Annotated in this window: 19 protein-coding genes; 11 read left to right on the top strand and 8 right to left on the bottom strand. The window is 44.4% G+C overall.

Annotation, left to right across the window (positions count from 1 at the left end; translation table 11 throughout):
• The first annotated feature begins 41 nt into the window (after nt 1–41).
• On the top strand, nt 42–1,856 hold the full coding sequence (locus MKY50_RS17380; protein WP_341117004.1) for a zinc ribbon domain-containing protein: 1,815 nt from the start codon (nt 42–44) through the stop codon (nt 1,854–1,856).
• A gap of 35 nt (nt 1,857–1,891) precedes the next feature.
• Here MKY50_RS17380 and MKY50_RS17375 read toward each other — a convergent pair whose 3' ends face one another.
• Nucleotides 1,892–2,590 (bottom strand): zinc ribbon domain-containing protein, encoded by a 699-nt coding sequence (locus MKY50_RS17375; protein WP_029318392.1) that lies wholly within the window; start codon nt 2,588–2,590, stop codon nt 1,892–1,894.
• Nucleotides 2,591–2,721: 131 nt separating this feature from the next.
• On the bottom strand, nt 2,722–3,336 hold the full coding sequence (locus MKY50_RS17370; protein ID WP_003243118.1) for a PH domain-containing protein: 615 nt from the start codon (nt 3,334–3,336) through the stop codon (nt 2,722–2,724).
• A gap of 149 nt (nt 3,337–3,485) precedes the next feature.
• Here MKY50_RS17370 and MKY50_RS17365 point away from each other — a divergent pair, with 149 nt between their 5' ends.
• The gene (locus tag MKY50_RS17365) at nt 3,486–4,121 is read left to right on the top strand and encodes an NAAT family transporter (RefSeq protein ID WP_003228343.1); all 636 of its coding nucleotides are present in this window, start codon (nt 3,486–3,488) and stop codon (nt 4,119–4,121) included.
• Between the two features lie 16 nt (nt 4,122–4,137).
• Here the strand turns inward: MKY50_RS17365 and opcR are convergent, their stop codons facing one another.
• Nucleotides 4,138–4,695, bottom strand: coding sequence for an opuC operon transcriptional regulator OpcR (gene opcR, locus MKY50_RS17360; RefSeq protein ID WP_341117003.1), 558 nt, complete (start codon nt 4,693–4,695; stop codon nt 4,138–4,140).
• A 263-nt stretch (nt 4,696–4,958) separates the two neighbouring features.
• Between opcR and opuCA the strand changes: the two genes are divergently transcribed.
• The 4 genes from opuCA to opuCD are packed head-to-tail and all read left to right on the top strand — an operon-like array spanning nt 4,959 to nt 8,400.
• Nucleotides 4,959–6,101: an osmoprotectant ABC transporter ATP-binding protein OpuCA gene (opuCA, locus tag MKY50_RS17355; protein ID WP_003243370.1), complete on the top strand. Its 1,143-nt coding sequence runs from the start codon at nt 4,959–4,961 to the stop codon at nt 6,099–6,101.
• Between the two features lie 22 nt (nt 6,102–6,123).
• The gene (gene opuCB, locus MKY50_RS17350; protein ID WP_003228349.1) at nt 6,124–6,777 is read left to right on the top strand and encodes a glycine betaine/carnitine/choline/choline sulfate ABC transporter permease OpuCB; all 654 of its coding nucleotides are present in this window, start codon (nt 6,124–6,126) and stop codon (nt 6,775–6,777) included.
• 19 nt (nt 6,778–6,796) lie between these two features.
• Complete coding sequence (opuCC, locus tag MKY50_RS17345) at nt 6,797–7,708, top strand: osmoprotectant ABC transporter substrate-binding lipoprotein OpuCC (protein WP_015384655.1); 912 nt, start codon at nt 6,797–6,799, stop codon at nt 7,706–7,708.
• A 17-nt stretch (nt 7,709–7,725) separates the two neighbouring features.
• Nucleotides 7,726–8,400 (top strand): glycine betaine/carnitine/choline/choline sulfate ABC transporter permease OpuCD, encoded by a 675-nt coding sequence (gene opuCD, locus MKY50_RS17340; RefSeq protein WP_014478003.1) that lies wholly within the window; start codon nt 7,726–7,728, stop codon nt 8,398–8,400.
• A gap of 31 nt (nt 8,401–8,431) precedes the next feature.
• On the opposite strand, the gene MKY50_RS17335 is transcribed toward opuCD, so the two are convergent.
• Nucleotides 8,432–8,965 (bottom strand): GbsR/MarR family transcriptional regulator, encoded by a 534-nt coding sequence (locus MKY50_RS17335; RefSeq protein ID WP_014478002.1) that lies wholly within the window; start codon nt 8,963–8,965, stop codon nt 8,432–8,434.
• Nucleotides 8,966–9,248: 283 nt separating this feature from the next.
• On the opposite strand from MKY50_RS17335, the gene opuBA reads away from it, so the two are divergent.
• From opuBA to opuBD, 4 genes are read left to right on the top strand one after another with little or no spacing between them, the layout of a single operon-like run.
• On the top strand, nt 9,249–10,394 hold the full coding sequence (opuBA, locus tag MKY50_RS17330; protein ID WP_042974790.1) for a choline ABC transporter ATP-binding protein OpuBA: 1,146 nt from the start codon (nt 9,249–9,251) through the stop codon (nt 10,392–10,394).
• A gap of 16 nt (nt 10,395–10,410) precedes the next feature.
• Nucleotides 10,411–11,064 (top strand): choline ABC transporter permease OpuBB, encoded by a 654-nt coding sequence (gene opuBB / locus MKY50_RS17325; RefSeq protein WP_003228370.1) that lies wholly within the window; start codon nt 10,411–10,413, stop codon nt 11,062–11,064.
• An 11-nt stretch (nt 11,065–11,075) separates the two neighbouring features.
• Complete coding sequence (gene opuBC / locus MKY50_RS17320) at nt 11,076–11,996, top strand: choline ABC transporter substrate-binding lipoprotein OpuBC (protein WP_341117002.1); 921 nt, start codon at nt 11,076–11,078, stop codon at nt 11,994–11,996.
• A gap of 16 nt (nt 11,997–12,012) precedes the next feature.
• Nucleotides 12,013–12,693 (top strand): choline ABC transporter permease OpuBD, encoded by a 681-nt coding sequence (gene opuBD, locus MKY50_RS17315; RefSeq protein WP_003228374.1) that lies wholly within the window; start codon nt 12,013–12,015, stop codon nt 12,691–12,693.
• Between the two features lie 39 nt (nt 12,694–12,732).
• On the opposite strand, the gene MKY50_RS17310 is transcribed toward opuBD, so the two are convergent.
• From MKY50_RS17310 to rghR, 4 genes are all read right to left on the bottom strand, one after another.
• Nucleotides 12,733–14,433, bottom strand: a complete 1,701-nt coding sequence (locus tag MKY50_RS17310) for a methyl-accepting chemotaxis protein (protein ID WP_160243207.1) — start codon at nt 14,431–14,433, stop codon at nt 12,733–12,735.
• A 127-nt stretch (nt 14,434–14,560) separates the two neighbouring features.
• Complete coding sequence (catR, locus tag MKY50_RS17305; protein ID WP_003242888.1) at nt 14,561–14,887, bottom strand: catDE operon transcriptional regulator CatR; 327 nt, start codon at nt 14,885–14,887, stop codon at nt 14,561–14,563.
• A 91-nt stretch (nt 14,888–14,978) separates the two neighbouring features.
• A complete protein-coding gene (locus MKY50_RS17300; protein ID WP_014480905.1) occupies nt 14,979–15,398 on the bottom strand; it encodes a helix-turn-helix domain-containing protein in 420 nt (139 codons plus the stop codon).
• A gap of 29 nt (nt 15,399–15,427) precedes the next feature.
• Complete coding sequence (gene rghR, locus MKY50_RS17295; RefSeq protein WP_014665397.1) at nt 15,428–15,835, bottom strand: transcriptional repressor RghR; 408 nt, start codon at nt 15,833–15,835, stop codon at nt 15,428–15,430.
• 151 nt (nt 15,836–15,986) lie between these two features.
• Here rghR and MKY50_RS17290 point away from each other — a divergent pair, with 151 nt between their 5' ends.
• Nucleotides 15,987–16,220 carry a helix-turn-helix domain-containing protein gene (locus MKY50_RS17290; RefSeq protein ID WP_009968172.1) on the top strand — a complete coding sequence of 78 codons (234 nt, stop codon included), beginning with the start codon at nt 15,987–15,989 and terminating at the stop codon, nt 16,218–16,220.
• Nucleotides 16,221–16,253: the final 33 nt, after the last annotated feature.

Raw genomic sequence — 16,253 nt, 5'->3', positions numbered from 1 at the left:
ATATGTACAAAATAGTGGATAACAAATAGGAGGAAAGTCACATGTTTTGTAAGGAATGCGGTCAAAAAAATAATGAAGGAGCCAAGTTTTGTAAACAATGCGGCACCCCGATCGGAGGGGGCAGCAAACAGGCAAATCAAGAAACAACTAACACTGCAGAAACAAGGCAGGCTCCGCGAAAACCGATCCCTAAGAAAACCATCATTTTATGGAGCAGCATTGCCGCGGCGTGCGTTATATTATTCGCCGCATATAAAACCGGAGCGTATTTTACTTCAAAGGATAGGTTAGTAGACAAGTTTGAACAGGCCGTAAATGATGGGGATCAGGACCAAATCGCGACTCTGCTTACACCGGTAAATGACAATCTTAAACTCACTAAAAATAATGTAAAACCGTTTCTTACATATTTGAAGGATCATCCAGACAAAAAAGATGAACTTTTTGCATCGCTGCGGGATGAAACAGCCCAGAAGGATATCGTATATGCAGAAAAAGACGGGAAAAGCCTGCTGGTATTTGACCATTATGACTTAAAGGTAGCACCTGTTTATTTTGAAGTGAGCAGCAATTATAAAAATACCGATCTATATGTCAATAAAGAGGAAGCCGGATCTGTAAAGAAAGCAGATCAAGCACAAACCCTTGGTCCGTACATTCCCGGCGAATATACAGTCTCAGCCAAACTGAAAAACGATGTCGTTGACCTTGTGAAAAAGGAAGACATTCAGGCGATTGGCGATAGCAGCTTTCGTGTTGATCTCTCATTGGAAGCAGACGATGTGACATTCAGCTTAGCGGATGACATCAAGAGCGGGAAGGGAGATTTGCTGATTAACGGCAAGTCAATTCATAAAGATCCGTTCAAATCCGTAACATATGGTCCGCTGCTGACAGATGGATCAATGACAGCTTCAGTCGAGGCAGAATTTCCGTGGGGAAAAACAAAAACTGCCGGCGTTCCGATCGATGATAAAGAAATGGAGTTAACGTTAATTCCTGATCAAGATACACAGGAACAGATTATGAACACAATTGTCAAAACAACAAAACAATACTCCAAAGCTCTATCTGATGGGAATACAGCCCAGATGACAGAGGCAAGTGCCAATTGGAAGGCGGAGACGAAGGACACCGTCGATTCTATGAAAAGCGCGGATTCATACTTAAAAGATAGATACTTGGAAACTGATTTTGACCTGGACACATTTGCCCTCTCTCAGAAAAACGACGGAACGTGGCAGGTATCGGTAACAGGAAAAGAACTTCACCAGTCTTCTTCGTATAACGACTATACAAAATCTGAAATGACTGACGACAGTCCGAGTTATGAATATCTTCTTTCATATGATAAAAAACAGAAAAAATGGATTTTCGAAGATGCAGAATCAACATTCGAATCTGCAGGCACAAATATAAAGAAAATCAAAAATGATAAACCAGAGACATACACTTCCGCCTGGGCTGGCTCGAAAAACAAAGGCAGTGAAAGCTCTGCAAGCGGCGATGTTACAGATGAACAAGTGACATTATTTATGGGCAGTTATCTGCAAAGTCAGGCAGATGCCGTGAATCAAAATAATTTCTCGCTGATGGAAGACAGCCTTGAAAAAGGCAGTTCCCTTTATTCCGACCAGCAGCATCTCGTGTCGAAATTAAATAAAGAGGGGACAACAGAAGACTTTAATAACTATGAAGTGAAAAGCTGGAGCCAAAATGGGTCGGCTATCACGATTAAGACGTATGAAGAATTCTATATCACAAAATCAGGCGGCAGTCCAAAGCTCAGAACATATAACTGGACCTACACCGGCGTAGTGAAGAACGGAAGAATTTACTTAACGTCTATTCAATAAAACAATCCCATCACCAGCAGGTGATGGGATTGTTTTTAAAAGAGCATATAACGGAAAATTTCTTTGACATAGTGTTCGATAATAAGCTGAAATGTAACGCAGATGATCAGATAAATCACAATCGTTGAGTAAATGACATCAACCTTCCCTTTATATGAATGCTGGTAACTGCTCAGCATCGCAGGAGGAATGGCGAAGAATGCACCGATTAAACCAACGGCTAATATGGTAAAGCAAATGTCTGTATGTAATAAAAAGAAGAAAAGGGCAAGAATCAAAATAGCCGTAAAAGGAATAAGAAATGCTCCGAATCTTGAGAATGAATCCTTGAAAGACACTTGGTTTCCCGCGATTTTCAGGGCGAAAAAGATGCATGCATGCAGGCCAAATAGAAATAAAATAAAATAAATGGTTGGCTCTAAGAAGATTGCTGTAAAGCTTACGCTTCCGGGACCGTCTGAAAAAAGAATATAAAACATCAAAGGGGTCAGCAAACTGAAAAGAACCATCGTAATGATTGCGCTGATCAGCTGTTCTCCGCCTGTTGCTTTACATTCCTGATAAGGGCGTTTCAGGACGGATAAGACAAATGAACCGAACTGTTTTGCTGCTTGCTTTGCAGCGGCTCCAGTTTGAGCTGCATGCTGGTGGCCTGATTGACCGGGGAGCGGTGATCCGCATTTCTCACAAAAATTTCCGCCATCTGTTTGATGGCCGCATTGAGGACAATACATAAAATAACTCCTTTATCTGTAATATAGGGAAAATAGACTAATAGTTTTATTATAAAAGAAAAAAGTTGTAAAGTAATCAATATTCATACAAAAAAAGACACGAGCCCGATAGCAGCTGTGTCTTTTTTTATCTAGTTATTAATATATTTCTCAAATACATCCCCAAAATCCTTAATATGATACTGCGAGCGAACGGATGTCAGCCAAGTAAATCCGAATTCGGTCAGCTCTTTGTATTGCGTTTCAATATTGACGTGCTCAGGGCGGGTATGGTGAAGAATCGTCACTGCTTTATCTAAGCTTTGCTCCGCTTGATTGATTAAAATGTCATTTTCATAGGTTGTTTCAGCGATGCGAAGCAGTGCTTTATAAAGGTCTTTTAACTTTTCAATCTGGTCTTTGTGGACATCAATGTCGAATTGTTCACCGCCCAGCTTGAACTTAATTTCAACATCCAAATCCACTTTTCCGGCAGTTTCAAGAAAAACGTCAGAGATTTTATATTGCGAATAAGGATAGCGTTTCAACGTTCGTTTCGAGGAAGTGGCGCGTTCGCCGTCTACATGGATCAGGGCCAGGTTCGTAAAGCAATACTCGTCTGCTTTTGTTTTAATCAAGAAATAAATTTTCTCATTATCTTCATGCATGACATAGTCATCTGCGTCTGTTTTGTCATAGTCCTGAGGTTCGATAATTTTTCCGATATCAGATAAGCCCAAGGCATCTGCCGCAATTTTTTTGAACATCTGTTTACGTCCTTCCTATTCAATTTGTCACTTCATTGTAGCATGGCGCGTTTCTGACAGGCTATAAAGGTTTACCGGGAAATCGCCTCCGGGTAAAAGGGTGGAGAATAATTCTATTTCCTGTGCAGAGACTATCAACAAGGAGGTATATGATGTTCTCATTTATCGTTCACGTCTTCATTTCTTTATTCGCAGTATCGAATCCGATCGGAAACGTACCGATATTTCTGACGCTGACAGAAGGCTATACTGCAGCGGAAAGAAAAGCGATTGCCCGGAAGGCAGCTATTTTATCCTTTTTTATTCTCGCAGCTTTTTTGGTTTTCGGTCATCTTATCTTTAAACTGTTTGATATCAACATTCACGCGCTCCGAGTGGCGGGCGGCATATTCATTTTCGGCATTGCCTATAATCTATTGAATGCGAAAGAATCGCACGTGCAATCTCTTCACCATGATGAACATAAGGAAAGCAAGGAAAAAGCGGATATATCAGTCACACCTTTATCCATTCCGATCATTGCTGGGCCCGGAACGATTGCAACAGTGATGAGCCTTTCCGCCGGACATAGCGGCATTGGTCATTATGTGGCTGTCATGATCGGCATAGCCGCCGTTATTGCCCTGACCTTTCTCTTTTTCCACTATTCTGCTTTTATCAGCAGCAAACTCGGAAAAACTGAGATGAATGTGATTACCAGATTGATGGGATTAATCTTAGCCGTGGTTGCGGTCGGGATGATTGGTGCGGGGCTGAAAGGCATGTTTCCGATCTTAACCTCATGATGCAAAAAGCAGCTCCTTATTTTAGAGAGCTGCTTTCTTTTGTTTTTGGCACGTACCGAAAGACTTCCTCACTCTCAAAAAATTCAATCAACCTGCTCAGCCAATCATAGTAATGAAGCCATTCTTTTAATTCATTCAGCAGCTGATTGACTTTATCTTCCGCTTCCGGGGTAAGCCCGTCCCTTTGTAAAAGATCACTCAGCTCCCGGTTTAATTTTTTATACAGCACTTTGTTTTTGCTCACGACCTTTGTCCAATTCGCCGCAAATAAAGAAATGAAGGTTTGATAATAATCCTGCTCGACGTCATAAAGGTCTTTTCGTACGCCTTTTTCAAACACCTTTTCGGCGATATTGGCATCGATCATTTCCCGGACAACCTGGCTCATCCGTGTTTTGCTCATGCCCGTTGCCTCAGAGAGCTCGCTTAAGGTCATTGGTTTTCGATTCATATAAATAATTCCGAGCACACGTCCGACAGTTGAAGGCATTCCAAACGTATGCATATTTTCGGCAATCTTCTCAATGAGATGCTCTTCAGCATGTTCAATGATGTCGAGAGCGGTTTTTTTCACAGCTGATCATCCCTTCAAATGGCAATTGATGGTGTCAATATATCATATTTCTTCCTGGTGTTGAAAATAGCTGAATGCAGAGGAAGTGGGAGGTATCCGGCGTAATTGTAAGAACACCCTTTCCGTCTCGGTCATAACAATAAATAATCTATAAATAACATATAATTTCAACACATTGTAAACTTTTTATTTTACAAAGTTCAAACTATAATAAGGATTATACTTTTCAGAAAATTTAAAGGAAACCTGCGGAGGTGCACGGATTGCTGAAATTGGAACAAGTGTCAAAAGTATATAAAGGCGGCAAAAAAGCTGTGAACAGCATTGATTTAGATATTGCAAAAGGTGAATTTATCTGTTTTATCGGCCCGAGCGGCTGCGGAAAAACGACAACGATGAAGATGATCAACAGACTGATAGAACCATCGTCTGGAAGGATCTTTATCGACGGAGAAAATATTATGGAACAGGACCCGGTTGAGCTGAGAAGAAAAATCGGCTATGTGATTCAGCAGATTGGTTTGTTCCCCCATATGACCATCCAGCAGAACATCTCACTCGTACCAAAGCTGCTGAAATGGCCTGAGGAAAAACGGAAAGAACGGGCGCGCGAGCTGTTAAAGCTTGTGGATATGGGCCCAGAGTATTTAGACCGTTATCCGCATGAGCTCAGCGGCGGACAGCAGCAGAGAATCGGCGTGCTGCGCGCCCTGGCAGCGGAACCCCCTCTCATTTTAATGGATGAACCGTTCGGAGCGCTTGATCCGATTACGCGTGATTCCCTTCAGGAAGAATTCAAAAAACTGCAGAGAACCTTAAACAAAACGATTGTGTTTGTAACCCACGATATGGATGAAGCGATTAAGCTTGCCGACAGGATTGTGATATTAAAAGCGGGAGAAATCGTTCAAGTCGGCACACCTGATGAGATTCTTCGAAACCCGGCAAATGAGTTTGTTGAAGAATTTATCGGGAAAGAGCGCCTGATTCAGTCAAGACCGGATATCGAGCGGGTAGAGCAAATGATGAACAGAACGCCGGTGACGGTATCTGCGGACAAAACGCTTTCTCAGGCGATTCAGCTGATGAGAGAAAAACGTGTTGACTCGCTGCTCGTTGTGGACCGGCAAAACGTGCTGAAGGGCTATGTTGATGTGGAAATGATTGATCAAAACCGCAAAAAAGCGAGCATCGTTGGCGATGTATACCGTTCAGATATATATACCGTTCAAAAAGGGGCGCTTCTTCGCGATACAGTCCGAAAAATTTTGAAGCAGGGGATCAAGTATGTTCCGGTGGTCGATGAACAGAACCATTTAGCAGGGATTGTGACAAGAGCGAGCCTCGTTGATATCGTATACGATTCCATTTGGGGCGACGAGGAAAACCAGCTCATGACGATCTGACCAGGGGAGGAGCTCTTTTAAGATGAATCAAATGATGACTTTTTTGCAAACGAACGGCGGAGAGCTGTTGTATAAAACAGGAGAGCATTTATATATTTCACTCATAGCCGTTGTATTGGGCATTATCGTTGCAGTGCCGCTCGGCGTTGCTCTTACCAGAATGAAAAAAGGCGCAGGTGCGGTAATCGGTTTCGTAAACATTGTGCAAACCCTCCCGAGTCTGGCGATTTTAGCCTTTTTTATTCCGCTTCTCGGTGTAGGAAAAGTGCCTGCGATTGTCGCTTTATTTTTCTATTCGGTGCTGCCGATCCTGCGCAATACGTATACCGGCATTAAAGGTGTAAATAAAAACCTCCTGGAATCGGGGAAAGGGATTGGCATGACCGGCTGGGAGCAGATTCGGCTCGTCGAAATCCCGCTGGCGATTCCCATCATCATGGCGGGGATCCGCACATCAACGATCTACCTAATTGGCTGGGCGACACTTGCGTCGTTTATCGGGGGAGGCGGCCTCGGGGACTATATTTTTATCGGACTGAACCTATACCAGCCTGAATATATCATTGGCGGTGCCGTGCCTGTCACAATTCTGGCAATTATTATTGATTATGTGCTGGCTGTGACAGAACGAAAGGTGACGCCGAAAGGCTTGCAAGGGATGAAGGAAGTTTCGTAAGGAGTTGGCACTGTTGAAAATGACAAAAATCAAATGGCTTGGCGCGTTTGCTCTCGTCTTTGTCATGCTGCTAGGCGGCTGCTCTCTGCCGGGTCTCGGCGGCGCTTCTGACGACACGATCAAAATCGGGGCGCAAAGCATGACAGAATCAGAAATTGTAGCGAATATGATCGCGCAGCTTATTGAACATGATACAGATTTGAATACCGCTTTAGTGAAAAACCTCGGCTCAAACTATGTTCAGCACCAAGCGATGCTGGGCGGTGACATTGATATTTCAGCCACGCGCTATTCCGGAACAGATTTAACAAGCACCCTCGGCAAGGAAGCGGAGAAAGATCCGAAAAAAGCGCTGAACATTGTGCAGAACGAGTTTCAAAAGCGCTTTTCTTATAAATGGTTTGATTCCTACGGCTTTGATAACACATATGCCTTCACCGTAACAAAAAAGTTTGCGGAAAAGGAGCATATTAACACCGTGTCTGACCTGAAGAAAAATGCTTCCCAATATAAATTAGGCGTCGACAATGCTTGGCTGAAACGAAAAGGCGACGGGTATAAAGGCTTTGTCAGCACATATGGCTTTGAGTTCGGCACAACTTATCCAATGCAGATCGGGCTAGTCTATGACGCAGTCAAAAACGGGAAAATGGATGCGGTTTTGGCTTATTCAACGGATGGACGGATTAAAGCATATGATCTGAAAATCTTAAAAGACGATAAGCGTTTCTTTCCGCCGTATGACTGTTCACCGGTGATTCCGGAAAAGGTGCTTAAGGCGCATCCGGAACTTGAAGGTGTGATCAATAAGCTGATTGGGCAAATCGACACGGAAACGATGCAGGAACTTAATTATGAGGTGGATGGCAAGCTGAAGGAGCCGTCTGTCGTAGCAAAGGAATTTTTAGAGAAACATCATTATTTTGACTAAGAAAAGAGGTGGATCATATGGAAGTACTACAGCAGCTTGGCACATACTATTCGCAAAACGGCGGTTACGTGCTGCAGGAATTTTACCGCCATTTTCTGATGTCGGTGTATGGCGTTTTATTTGCCGCCATTGTTGGAATTCCGCTCGGCATCCTGATAGCCAGATACAGAAGATTAAGCGGATGGGTTTTTGCGGTCACGAATGTCATTCAGACCATCCCGGCTCTCGCCATGCTCGCCGTGCTGATGCTTGTCATGGGGCTGGGCGCTAATACGGTGATATTGTCATTATTTCTGTATTCTCTTCTGCCGATTATCAGAAATACGTATACAGGGATTATCAGTATTGAGCACGCCTATCTTGAATCCGGAAAAGCAATGGGGATGACAAAATTTCAAGTGCTGCGGATGGTCGAGCTTCCGCTTGCGCTTTCGGTCATAATGGCCGGCCTGCGCACCGCGCTTGTCATTGCCATCGGCATTACGGCCATCGGGACATTTGTCGGTGCAGGCGGTCTCGGGGACATCATCGTCAGGGGATCAAACGCCACAAACGGAACCGCGATTATATTAGCGGGAGCGATCCCCACAGCTCTGATGGCGGTGATTGCCGATTTGGTCATGGGCTGGCTTGAACGAGCATTAAGCCCGATTAAAAAGAGAAAGAAGAAAAACCTGGCAGGTGCCGCATAAGAAAAAACGCCTTGTAATGACAGGGCGTTTTTTACGGCTTCGGCACATATTTAAAAATTTCTTCGCTCTCAAAAAATTCAATCAAACGGCTGAGCCAATTATAATAATCAAGCCATTCCTTTAATTCTTTCAGCAGTTCATTCACTTTTTCTTCCGCTTCAGGAGTAAGCTCTTCATCCAACACGCTAAGCAGCTCCCGATTGAGTTTTTTATGCATCATTTTGTTTTTGCTGACGACTTTGCTCCAGGTGGCTGAAAACAGCGTGATAAATGTTTGATAGTAGTCCTGCTCAACCTCATATAAATCTTTTCGCACGCCTTTTTCGAATACCTTCTCGGCAATGTTGGCATCAAGCATTTCCCGCACTACCTGGCTCATGCGTGTTTTACTCATGCCGGTGGCCTCAGATAATTCCGTAAGCGTCATCGGTTTTCGATTCATATAAATAATGCCCAGCACTCGTCCGACGGTAGAGGGCATTCCAAATGCATGCATGTTTTCCGCGATTCTTTCTATAAAATGGTCCTCGGCTTGTTCAATGATCGTTAACGGATCTTTCTCCAACGGTTTCATCCTTTCAGCTAACAATTCCGATGTCAATATACCACATTTTTGATACGGCGAAAATGCTGTCAAAAGAGAATTTGGCAGGAAATTGGAGCAATAAGGAGATCAACACACGTCAATGCGGGTAAATCAGCGTTTACACATACTTTATAAATAATATGAACAAATTGTAAACTTTTTATTTTATAAACTTTATTCTATAATGGGAAGCATTCAATTGTCTGAAAAATTAAATTTAAACTGAACAAATTGAATAAACTTAATTTTGGAGGTGCGATGTTTGCTGACATTAGAAAATGTCTCGAAAACATACAAGGGCGGCAAAAAAGCTGTGAACAACGTAAATCTTAAGATTGCAAAAGGCGAATTTATCTGCTTTATCGGACCGAGCGGCTGCGGAAAAACGACAACAATGAAAATGATTAACCGATTAATTGAGCCTTCCGCCGGAAAGATTTTCATTGACGGCGAAAACATCATGGACCAGGATCCTGTAGAGCTCAGGCGCAAAATTGGCTATGTGATTCAGCAGATCGGCCTGTTTCCCCATATGACCATTCAGCAGAATATCTCACTCGTCCCAAAATTGCTGAAATGGCCGGAGCAGCAGCGGAAAGAGCGGGCGCGTGAGCTTTTAAAATTGGTCGATATGGGGCCAGAATATTTAGACCGTTATCCTCATGAATTAAGCGGGGGGCAGCAGCAGCGAATTGGTGTATTACGGGCACTTGCCGCGGAGCCGCCGCTTATCTTAATGGATGAACCGTTTGGGGCACTCGACCCGATTACGAGGGATTCCCTCCAGGAAGAATTTAAAAAACTGCAAAAAACCTTACATAAAACCATCGTATTTGTTACCCACGATATGGATGAAGCGATTAAGCTGGCAGACCGGATTGTGATTTTAAAAGCGGGAGAAATCGTTCAAGTTGGAACGCCCGATGACATTTTAAGAAATCCGGCAGACGAATTTGTTGAGGAATTTATCGGCAAGGAGCGGCTGATTCAGTCATCCAGCCCGGATGTTGAACGGGTTGACCAGATTATGAACACACAGCCTGTAACGATCACCGCGGATAAAACGCTTTCTGAGGCCATTCAGCTGATGAGGCAGGAACGGGTCGATTCATTGCTGGTCGTCGATGACGAGCGCGTTCTGCAAGGCTATGTCGATGTTGAAATCATTGATCAATGCCGGAAAAAGGCCAATCTCGTCAGTGAAGTTTTACATGAAGATATATACACAGTACTGGGCGGCACACTGCTGCGCGACACGGTCCGCAAAATTTTAAAACGGGGTGTCAAATATGTTCCCGTTGTGGATGAAGACCGACGCCTGATCGGAATTGTGACGAGGGCAAGTCTGGTCGACATCGTGTATGACTCCCTCTGGGGAGAAGAAAAGCAGCTCGCAGCATTGTCATAGGGAGGGGCGATAAGTCATGCATCATATTGTTCAATTTTTGCAAACCAATGGGGGCGAGCTTCTTTATAAAACATACGAGCATATTACGATATCGCTCATTGCTGTGATCCTGGGCGTGCTGGTTGCCGTCCCCCTCGGGGTTGTGCTTACCAGAATGAAAAAAGGAGCCGGCACCATTATCGGCATTGTCAATATCATTCAGACGCTGCCGAGTCTGGCCATCCTCGCTTTTTTTATCCCACTCCTTGGTGTAGGGAAGGTTCCGGCCATTGTGGCTTTGTTTTTCTATTCCGTATTGCCGATTCTTCGCAACACGTATACCGGCATTCGCGGCGTCAACAAAAATCTGCTCGAGTCTGGTAAAGGAATCGGAATGACGCCGGCTGAACAAGTCCGCTTGGTGGAGCTGCCGCTTGCCGCACCAGTGATCATGGCGGGAATCAGGACATCGACGATTTACTTAATCGGCTGGGCCACGCTTGCTTCCTTTATCGGAGGCGGCGGATTGGGTGATTACATTTTTATCGGACTGAATTTATATCAGCCGGAATATATCATCGGGGGCGCGGTACCTGTCACAATATTGGCAATTGTGATTGATTATGTGCTGGCAGTTGCTGAACGAAAACTGACACCTGCCGGCATGCAGAGATTGAAGGAATTGTCATAAGGAGGCGGCTCATGAAAAGAAAATATCTCAAATTAATGATAGGTTTAGCACTTGCGGCAACGCTGACGCTGAGCGGCTGTTCGCTTCCTGGTCTCAGCGCTGCTGCAGACCAGACCATTAAAATCGGCGCGCAAAGCATGAGCGAATCAGAAATCATCGCCAGCATGCTTGGCCAGTTGATCGAACACCATACTGATCTCAAAACAACAACGATTAAAAATCTTGGCTCCAACGCGGTGCAGCAGCAGGCTTTAATGAATGATGAAATCGACATTGCGGCCACAAGATATACGGGAGACGCGCTGACAGGCACGCTGAGAATGCAACCTGAAAAAGACCCGGACAAAGCGCTGGCGCTTACTCAGCGGGAGTTTAAAAAAAGATATGATTTAAAGTGGTATGACTCCTACGGGTTTGATAATACATATGCCTTTACAGTCAGCAAGGAGCTGGCCGACCAATACCATTTAGAGACCGTATCAGACGTTAAAAAATGGGCGCCGCAATTAAAGCTGGGCGTTGATAACTATTGGATGAAGCTCAAAGGAAACGGCTATCAGGATTTTACGAAAACCTACGGCATGACATTCGGCGGCACGTATCCGATGCAGATCGGCCTTGTGTACGACGCGGTGAAAAGCGGAAAAATGGACATTGTGCTTGCGTATTCAACCGATGGAAGAATCAAGTCCTATGGTCTCAAAATGCTAAAGGATGATAAACAATTTTTCCCGCCGTACGACTGCTCTCCGGTTGTTCCGGAAAAGGTGCTCAAAGAACATCCTGAGCTTGAAGGCATCATCAAGAAAATGCTCGGAAAAATCGACACAACCACGATGCAGGAGCTTAACTATGAAGTCGACGGCAATCTCAAAGAACCGTCTGTCGTTGCCAAGGAATATTTAGAAAAACATCACTACTTCGAATCGTGAAAGGGGGAAGAGGTCAATGAACGTGCTTGAACAGTTAATGACGTATTACGCGCAGAATGGCAGTTACGTCATGGATGAATTCGGCCGCCACTTTCTCATGTCGGCTTACGGCGTTTTATTTGCCGCTGTCGTCGGGGTTCCGGCCGGAATCCTCATCGCGCATTTTCGCCGTTTGTCAGCCTGGGTGTTTGCCGTAACAAACGTTATTCAAACAATCCCGGCGCTCGCTATGCTGGCCGTCTTAATGCTTGTTATGGGGCTCGGCGCAAATACCGTGATTCTATCATTATTTCTGTATTCCCTGCTGCCGATTATTCGAAACACGTACACAGGCATTATCAGTATTGAACATGCCTACTTAGAATCGGGAAAAGCAATGGGCATGACGAAATTCCAAGTACTCAGAATGGTTGAGCTCCCGCTCGCACTTTCTGTCATTATGGCGGGCCTTCGCACGGCTCTCGTCATTGCCATCGGAATTACAGCGATCGGCACATTTGTCGGTGCCGGAGGCCTTGGGGACATGATTGTCCGCGGCTCAAACGCAACAAACGGAACTGCGATTATTCTAGCCGGAGCGATACCAACTGCGGTGATGGCGGTAGGGGCGGATTTGCTCATGGCTTGGCTGGAGCGGGCATTAAGTCCGGTGAAGAAAAAAAGAACCGGGGCGAAACATGTTCAATCAGCTGCATAGAATAGAAAAAGAGGCTGGAGTCCAGCCTCTTTTTTCTATTTAAATCGTAAACTGACCCATCTTCTCATTAAGCTCATTGGCCAGCTGCTCAAGCTCTTCAGCATTTAGAAGCACTTGATCCATCGAATGGGCGGATTGCTCAGTTATTGAAAATGTTTCTTCAATGCCGGCGGCCGACTCTTCGGATACAGAAGCGATATTTTCAATCGATTGATTGATAGTAATCGATTGGTTTGTTAACTGCTTCAGGCCATCCGTTACTTCCTTAATGCTGTCTGCAACATGGGTGACGGATTGCTTGATATGCCGCATAGCCTGCCCGGTGTCTGTCAGGTTTTCCGTTCCTTTTTCGACTTCTGTAAAGCTGCTTTCCAAGTACGTAATGACAGTGTGGATCTCCTCCTGTGTCCCGCCTACAATCCGGGTAATATCCTGCACGGAATCAGAAACGCCGTCAGCCAGCTTTCTGACCTCCTCTGCCACAACGGCGAAGCCTTTGCCGCTTTCTCCTGCGCGGGCAGCTTCAATCGCGGCGTTAAGGGACAGCAAATTCGTTTGCTCGGCAATTCCGTTGATGACTTGAACGAGCTTGTTGATATCCTGAGAATGCTGTTCCAGTGATCTCACTTTATGCACGGCTTCTTCAACAATATGATGGATGGTTTTCATTTGCTGTAATGACGTAGCCATATTTTCGTTTCCGCTTACCGCGAGTTCGAGAACGTTTTGAGACGTATCGCTGATGGTGATGCCGTGATTATAGGCTTTATCAATGCTTTCAGTGAACTCATTCATCGATTCGGCAATCGTCACGGCGTCTTGGGCCTGCTGTTCAGAGCCCTCAGCCATTTCGTTCATCGTCTCGGTAATATGTTTGCTGCCGGATCTTGTTTCATTCGTTGCGGTTGCAAGCACCTGTGAAGAAGAAAGAACCCGGCTTGATATGTCTTTAGAATATCCGACAATATCTCTCAGATTCCCTACCATTTTTTGCAGCGCTTCATTCAGATCACCCAGCTCGTCTTTTGAGTTGAGCGGCTCCATATCGTTCGACAGATCGCCTTCGGCAATATGATTGGCAGATTCCTTCATGCGAATGATAGGCTTTACAATGTTTCGCGTGATATAAAGCCAGATGAAAATGCTGATGAGGATCGAAGCTGCCACAAGCAAAGCAGTGTAAATGAGCCCTTTATGATAGACGGCCTTCGTTTCTTTTACCGCTGTGTTGCTGCCTTCTTGATTTAAGTCAACAAGCTGAGTGATTGTTTTTTTCATATCCTCAAAGCTGGCCTCAGTCTGAACCAATAAACCTCTTGCTTTGTCCATGTCATTCGTGCGGCCGCTTTCGATAATTTGCGCATGAATATCCATATAGGTATTCACTTCAGTTTGAAGCTGCTCGAACAGTTTCTGCTCTTTATCAGTGGAGATCGTTTTTTCGTAGTTATCGAGCTTTTGGTTAATGTCTTCCATGATTTGATTCATTTCTTGATCAAGTGTATCCATTTTGCTTTTGTCTGTATAAATCAGAAAGTCCTTTTCTTTAGAAGACAGGTGCTCGGTTACATAATTAATTGAAGTGATTCCTTTGATGCCGTCAATCCATTTTGTGTTGATTTCATCTGTTTTTTGAATGATATGCTGCATATTAAGAACGCCTATTCCGCCTACAAGTAAATTGATCAGGATCAGTGTCAAAAATACCAGGCTGAATTTGCGGGAAATCGTCAGTCGCATATAGTGGTCTCCTTTAAAAACGTAATGTGTGGATGTACTATATATCGGCTGAGAAATCGTTTTTTCACCTGGGAAAAAATAAAAAACGGCTCTTTTCTCGTCTTTGAGATCAGAACCGTTTTAGCAATTAGTCAAGAAAGGAAGGGTCAATCCATTCAGTCGCCCATTTAGAAATTTCACCTAGAATGGGGGCCAGTGCCTTTCCTTTATCAGTCAATGAATATTCGATGCGAACCGGAGTTTCCGGGATGACATCCCGCTTCACTACTCCTTCAAGCTCAAGTTCTTTCAGCCGTTCTGACAGAACTCTGCCGCTTAGATTTGGAAGTGCTGCTTCAATTTCGCTAAATCGCTGAGACCCGTTCAAGAGCTGAAATACGATTAAAGCGACCCAGCGTTTACTTAAGATGTCGACTGCTTTTTCAAATCTAGGACACATTTCTGATTGGTTCATACTTTTCACCTCGTCTGTCACTATTATAACGCAAATAACGAGGGAGGGTATGCAAGCGTGATTGATAAAATATAGAAAGAGAAACAGGGGATTATGAGGAAGAGGCGCGTTTTTTTGCTTCTGAAGACAAAAAATCGAAGTATTTGCTGAGATTTTCAATATCCTGCTTTGAGAGATGTTCCCATTTTTGACTATTGAAAATCGGGAGGTGCTCCGCTCCGCGAGTGACAGCCGTCTGGTAAATTTCATAAACGGATTGATAGCTTTCAGATGCTTCGCGGATTTCTTCAGGAAAGGCCTGAATATGGCCTGCGGCGGCCATTAGGTTTTCGTACGGCACTTTCAGGACGGCTGCCAGTTTTTTAATCGTGGCGGGTTTTGGCGTCCCGCGTTTGCCGTTTTCAATTTTTGAAATGGTGGCAGAGCTGATGCCTGAGTACACCGCAAGCTGATTCACTGTCAGTTTGCGGGCGCGGCGCAGCTCCCGTAATTGCTGTCCGAACGGTGACATGGTCTATCGCCTCACATTTCTATCAAGAGTCAGTCATCAGCAGACCGTTTTTTGGCTTCGTCTGAAATAAACGAAAAATAATGATCCAGCATGAGCAAATCTTCTTTATTGAGATATTGCCATTTTTCGTTCTCAAGAAGCGCAAGGTTTTTCAGGTCATAGGCCTCCGCTTTTTCGAGCAGCTTGCACTTCGTTTCATAAGGAGCCTTGGCTTCATGCACTTCTTCGATGTAACCAGCCTTGTACATAAGCCCCTCATAAGGGATTTTTAAGGCTTCCGCCAGTTTTTTGATGGTGGCAGGTTTGGGAACGCCCCGTTTTCCGTTTTCGATTCTGGAGATGCCGGCCGCGCTTACGCCTGAATAAGTCGCCAGCTGGTTGACTGTTAACTTTCTCTCTTCACGCAATGCCCGTAATTGTTCGCCAAAGCTTTCCATATATCTCACCCCGTCCCTCACTGTTACTCATATTTTAGTATGTTTATTGACTAAAGGGAATAGGTAGACTGGAAATGTATTGACAAAAGTTAACATAAGCCGTAATGTAAAAGTATAGAAAAAAGTTTTTCAGGAATGGACGGTGAGGAAAGTGCCAGTAGAAAAGATACAGATTAGACGTGATTATGTCTTGCAGTATATGGTTAATAACGATTATTCCCTTAATCAGCTTGCGCTGGAAATCGGAGTCTCACCCGCCACACTGAGCCGCGTGCTGAATGGAGAAAGACGGCCGGGGCAGCTTGTGATCGGTAAAATGCTTCACTATTTTAATTTGAAATTTGAGGATCTTTTTTACTATGATTTTGTTGACAAAAGTCAATAAAATATAGAAAACGCAAGGAGATCCAAGCGTTTT

It is taken from the genome of Bacillus sp. FSL R7-0685, from assembly GCF_038002425.1.
Classification (GTDB): Bacteria; Bacillota; Bacilli; order Bacillales; family Bacillaceae; genus Bacillus; species Bacillus subtilis.
The sequence above is the reverse complement of the archived record's forward strand: the minus strand, read 5'-3'. Positions and strand labels throughout refer to the sequence as shown.

Excerpts from the sequence above, each read along its gene's own strand:
- catR (WP_003242888.1), bottom strand. The coding sequence starts at position 14,887 with ATGAACCAATCAGAAATGTGTCCTAGATTTGAAAAAGCAGTCGACATC.
- rghR (WP_014665397.1), bottom strand. The coding sequence starts at position 15,835 with ATGGAAAGCTTTGGCGAACAATTACGGGCATTGCGTGAAGAGAGAAAG.
- MKY50_RS17310 (WP_160243207.1), bottom strand. The coding sequence starts at position 14,433 with ATGCGACTGACGATTTCCCGCAAATTCAGCCTGGTATTTTTGACACTG.
- opuCB (WP_003228349.1), top strand. The coding sequence starts at position 6,124 with ATGAATCAAATGATGACTTTTTTGCAAACGAACGGCGGAGAGCTGTTG.
- opuBB (WP_003228370.1), top strand. The coding sequence starts at position 10,411 with ATGCATCATATTGTTCAATTTTTGCAAACCAATGGGGGCGAGCTTCTT.
- MKY50_RS17365 (WP_003228343.1), top strand. The coding sequence starts at position 3,486 with ATGATGTTCTCATTTATCGTTCACGTCTTCATTTCTTTATTCGCAGTA.
- MKY50_RS17380 (WP_341117004.1), top strand. The coding sequence starts at position 42 with ATGTTTTGTAAGGAATGCGGTCAAAAAAATAATGAAGGAGCCAAGTTT.
- opuBC (WP_341117002.1), top strand. The coding sequence starts at position 11,076 with ATGAAAAGAAAATATCTCAAATTAATGATAGGTTTAGCACTTGCGGCA.
- MKY50_RS17375 (WP_029318392.1), bottom strand. The coding sequence starts at position 2,590 with ATGTATTGTCCTCAATGCGGCCATCAAACAGATGGCGGAAATTTTTGT.
- MKY50_RS17300 (WP_014480905.1), bottom strand. The coding sequence starts at position 15,398 with ATGTCACCGTTCGGACAGCAATTACGGGAGCTGCGCCGCGCCCGCAAA.
- opuBD (WP_003228374.1), top strand. The coding sequence starts at position 12,013 with ATGAACGTGCTTGAACAGTTAATGACGTATTACGCGCAGAATGGCAGT.
- opuCD (WP_014478003.1), top strand. The coding sequence starts at position 7,726 with ATGGAAGTACTACAGCAGCTTGGCACATACTATTCGCAAAACGGCGGT.
- opuCC (WP_015384655.1), top strand. The coding sequence starts at position 6,797 with ATGACAAAAATCAAATGGCTTGGCGCGTTTGCTCTCGTCTTTGTCATG.
- MKY50_RS17370 (WP_003243118.1), bottom strand. The coding sequence starts at position 3,336 with ATGTTCAAAAAAATTGCGGCAGATGCCTTGGGCTTATCTGATATCGGA.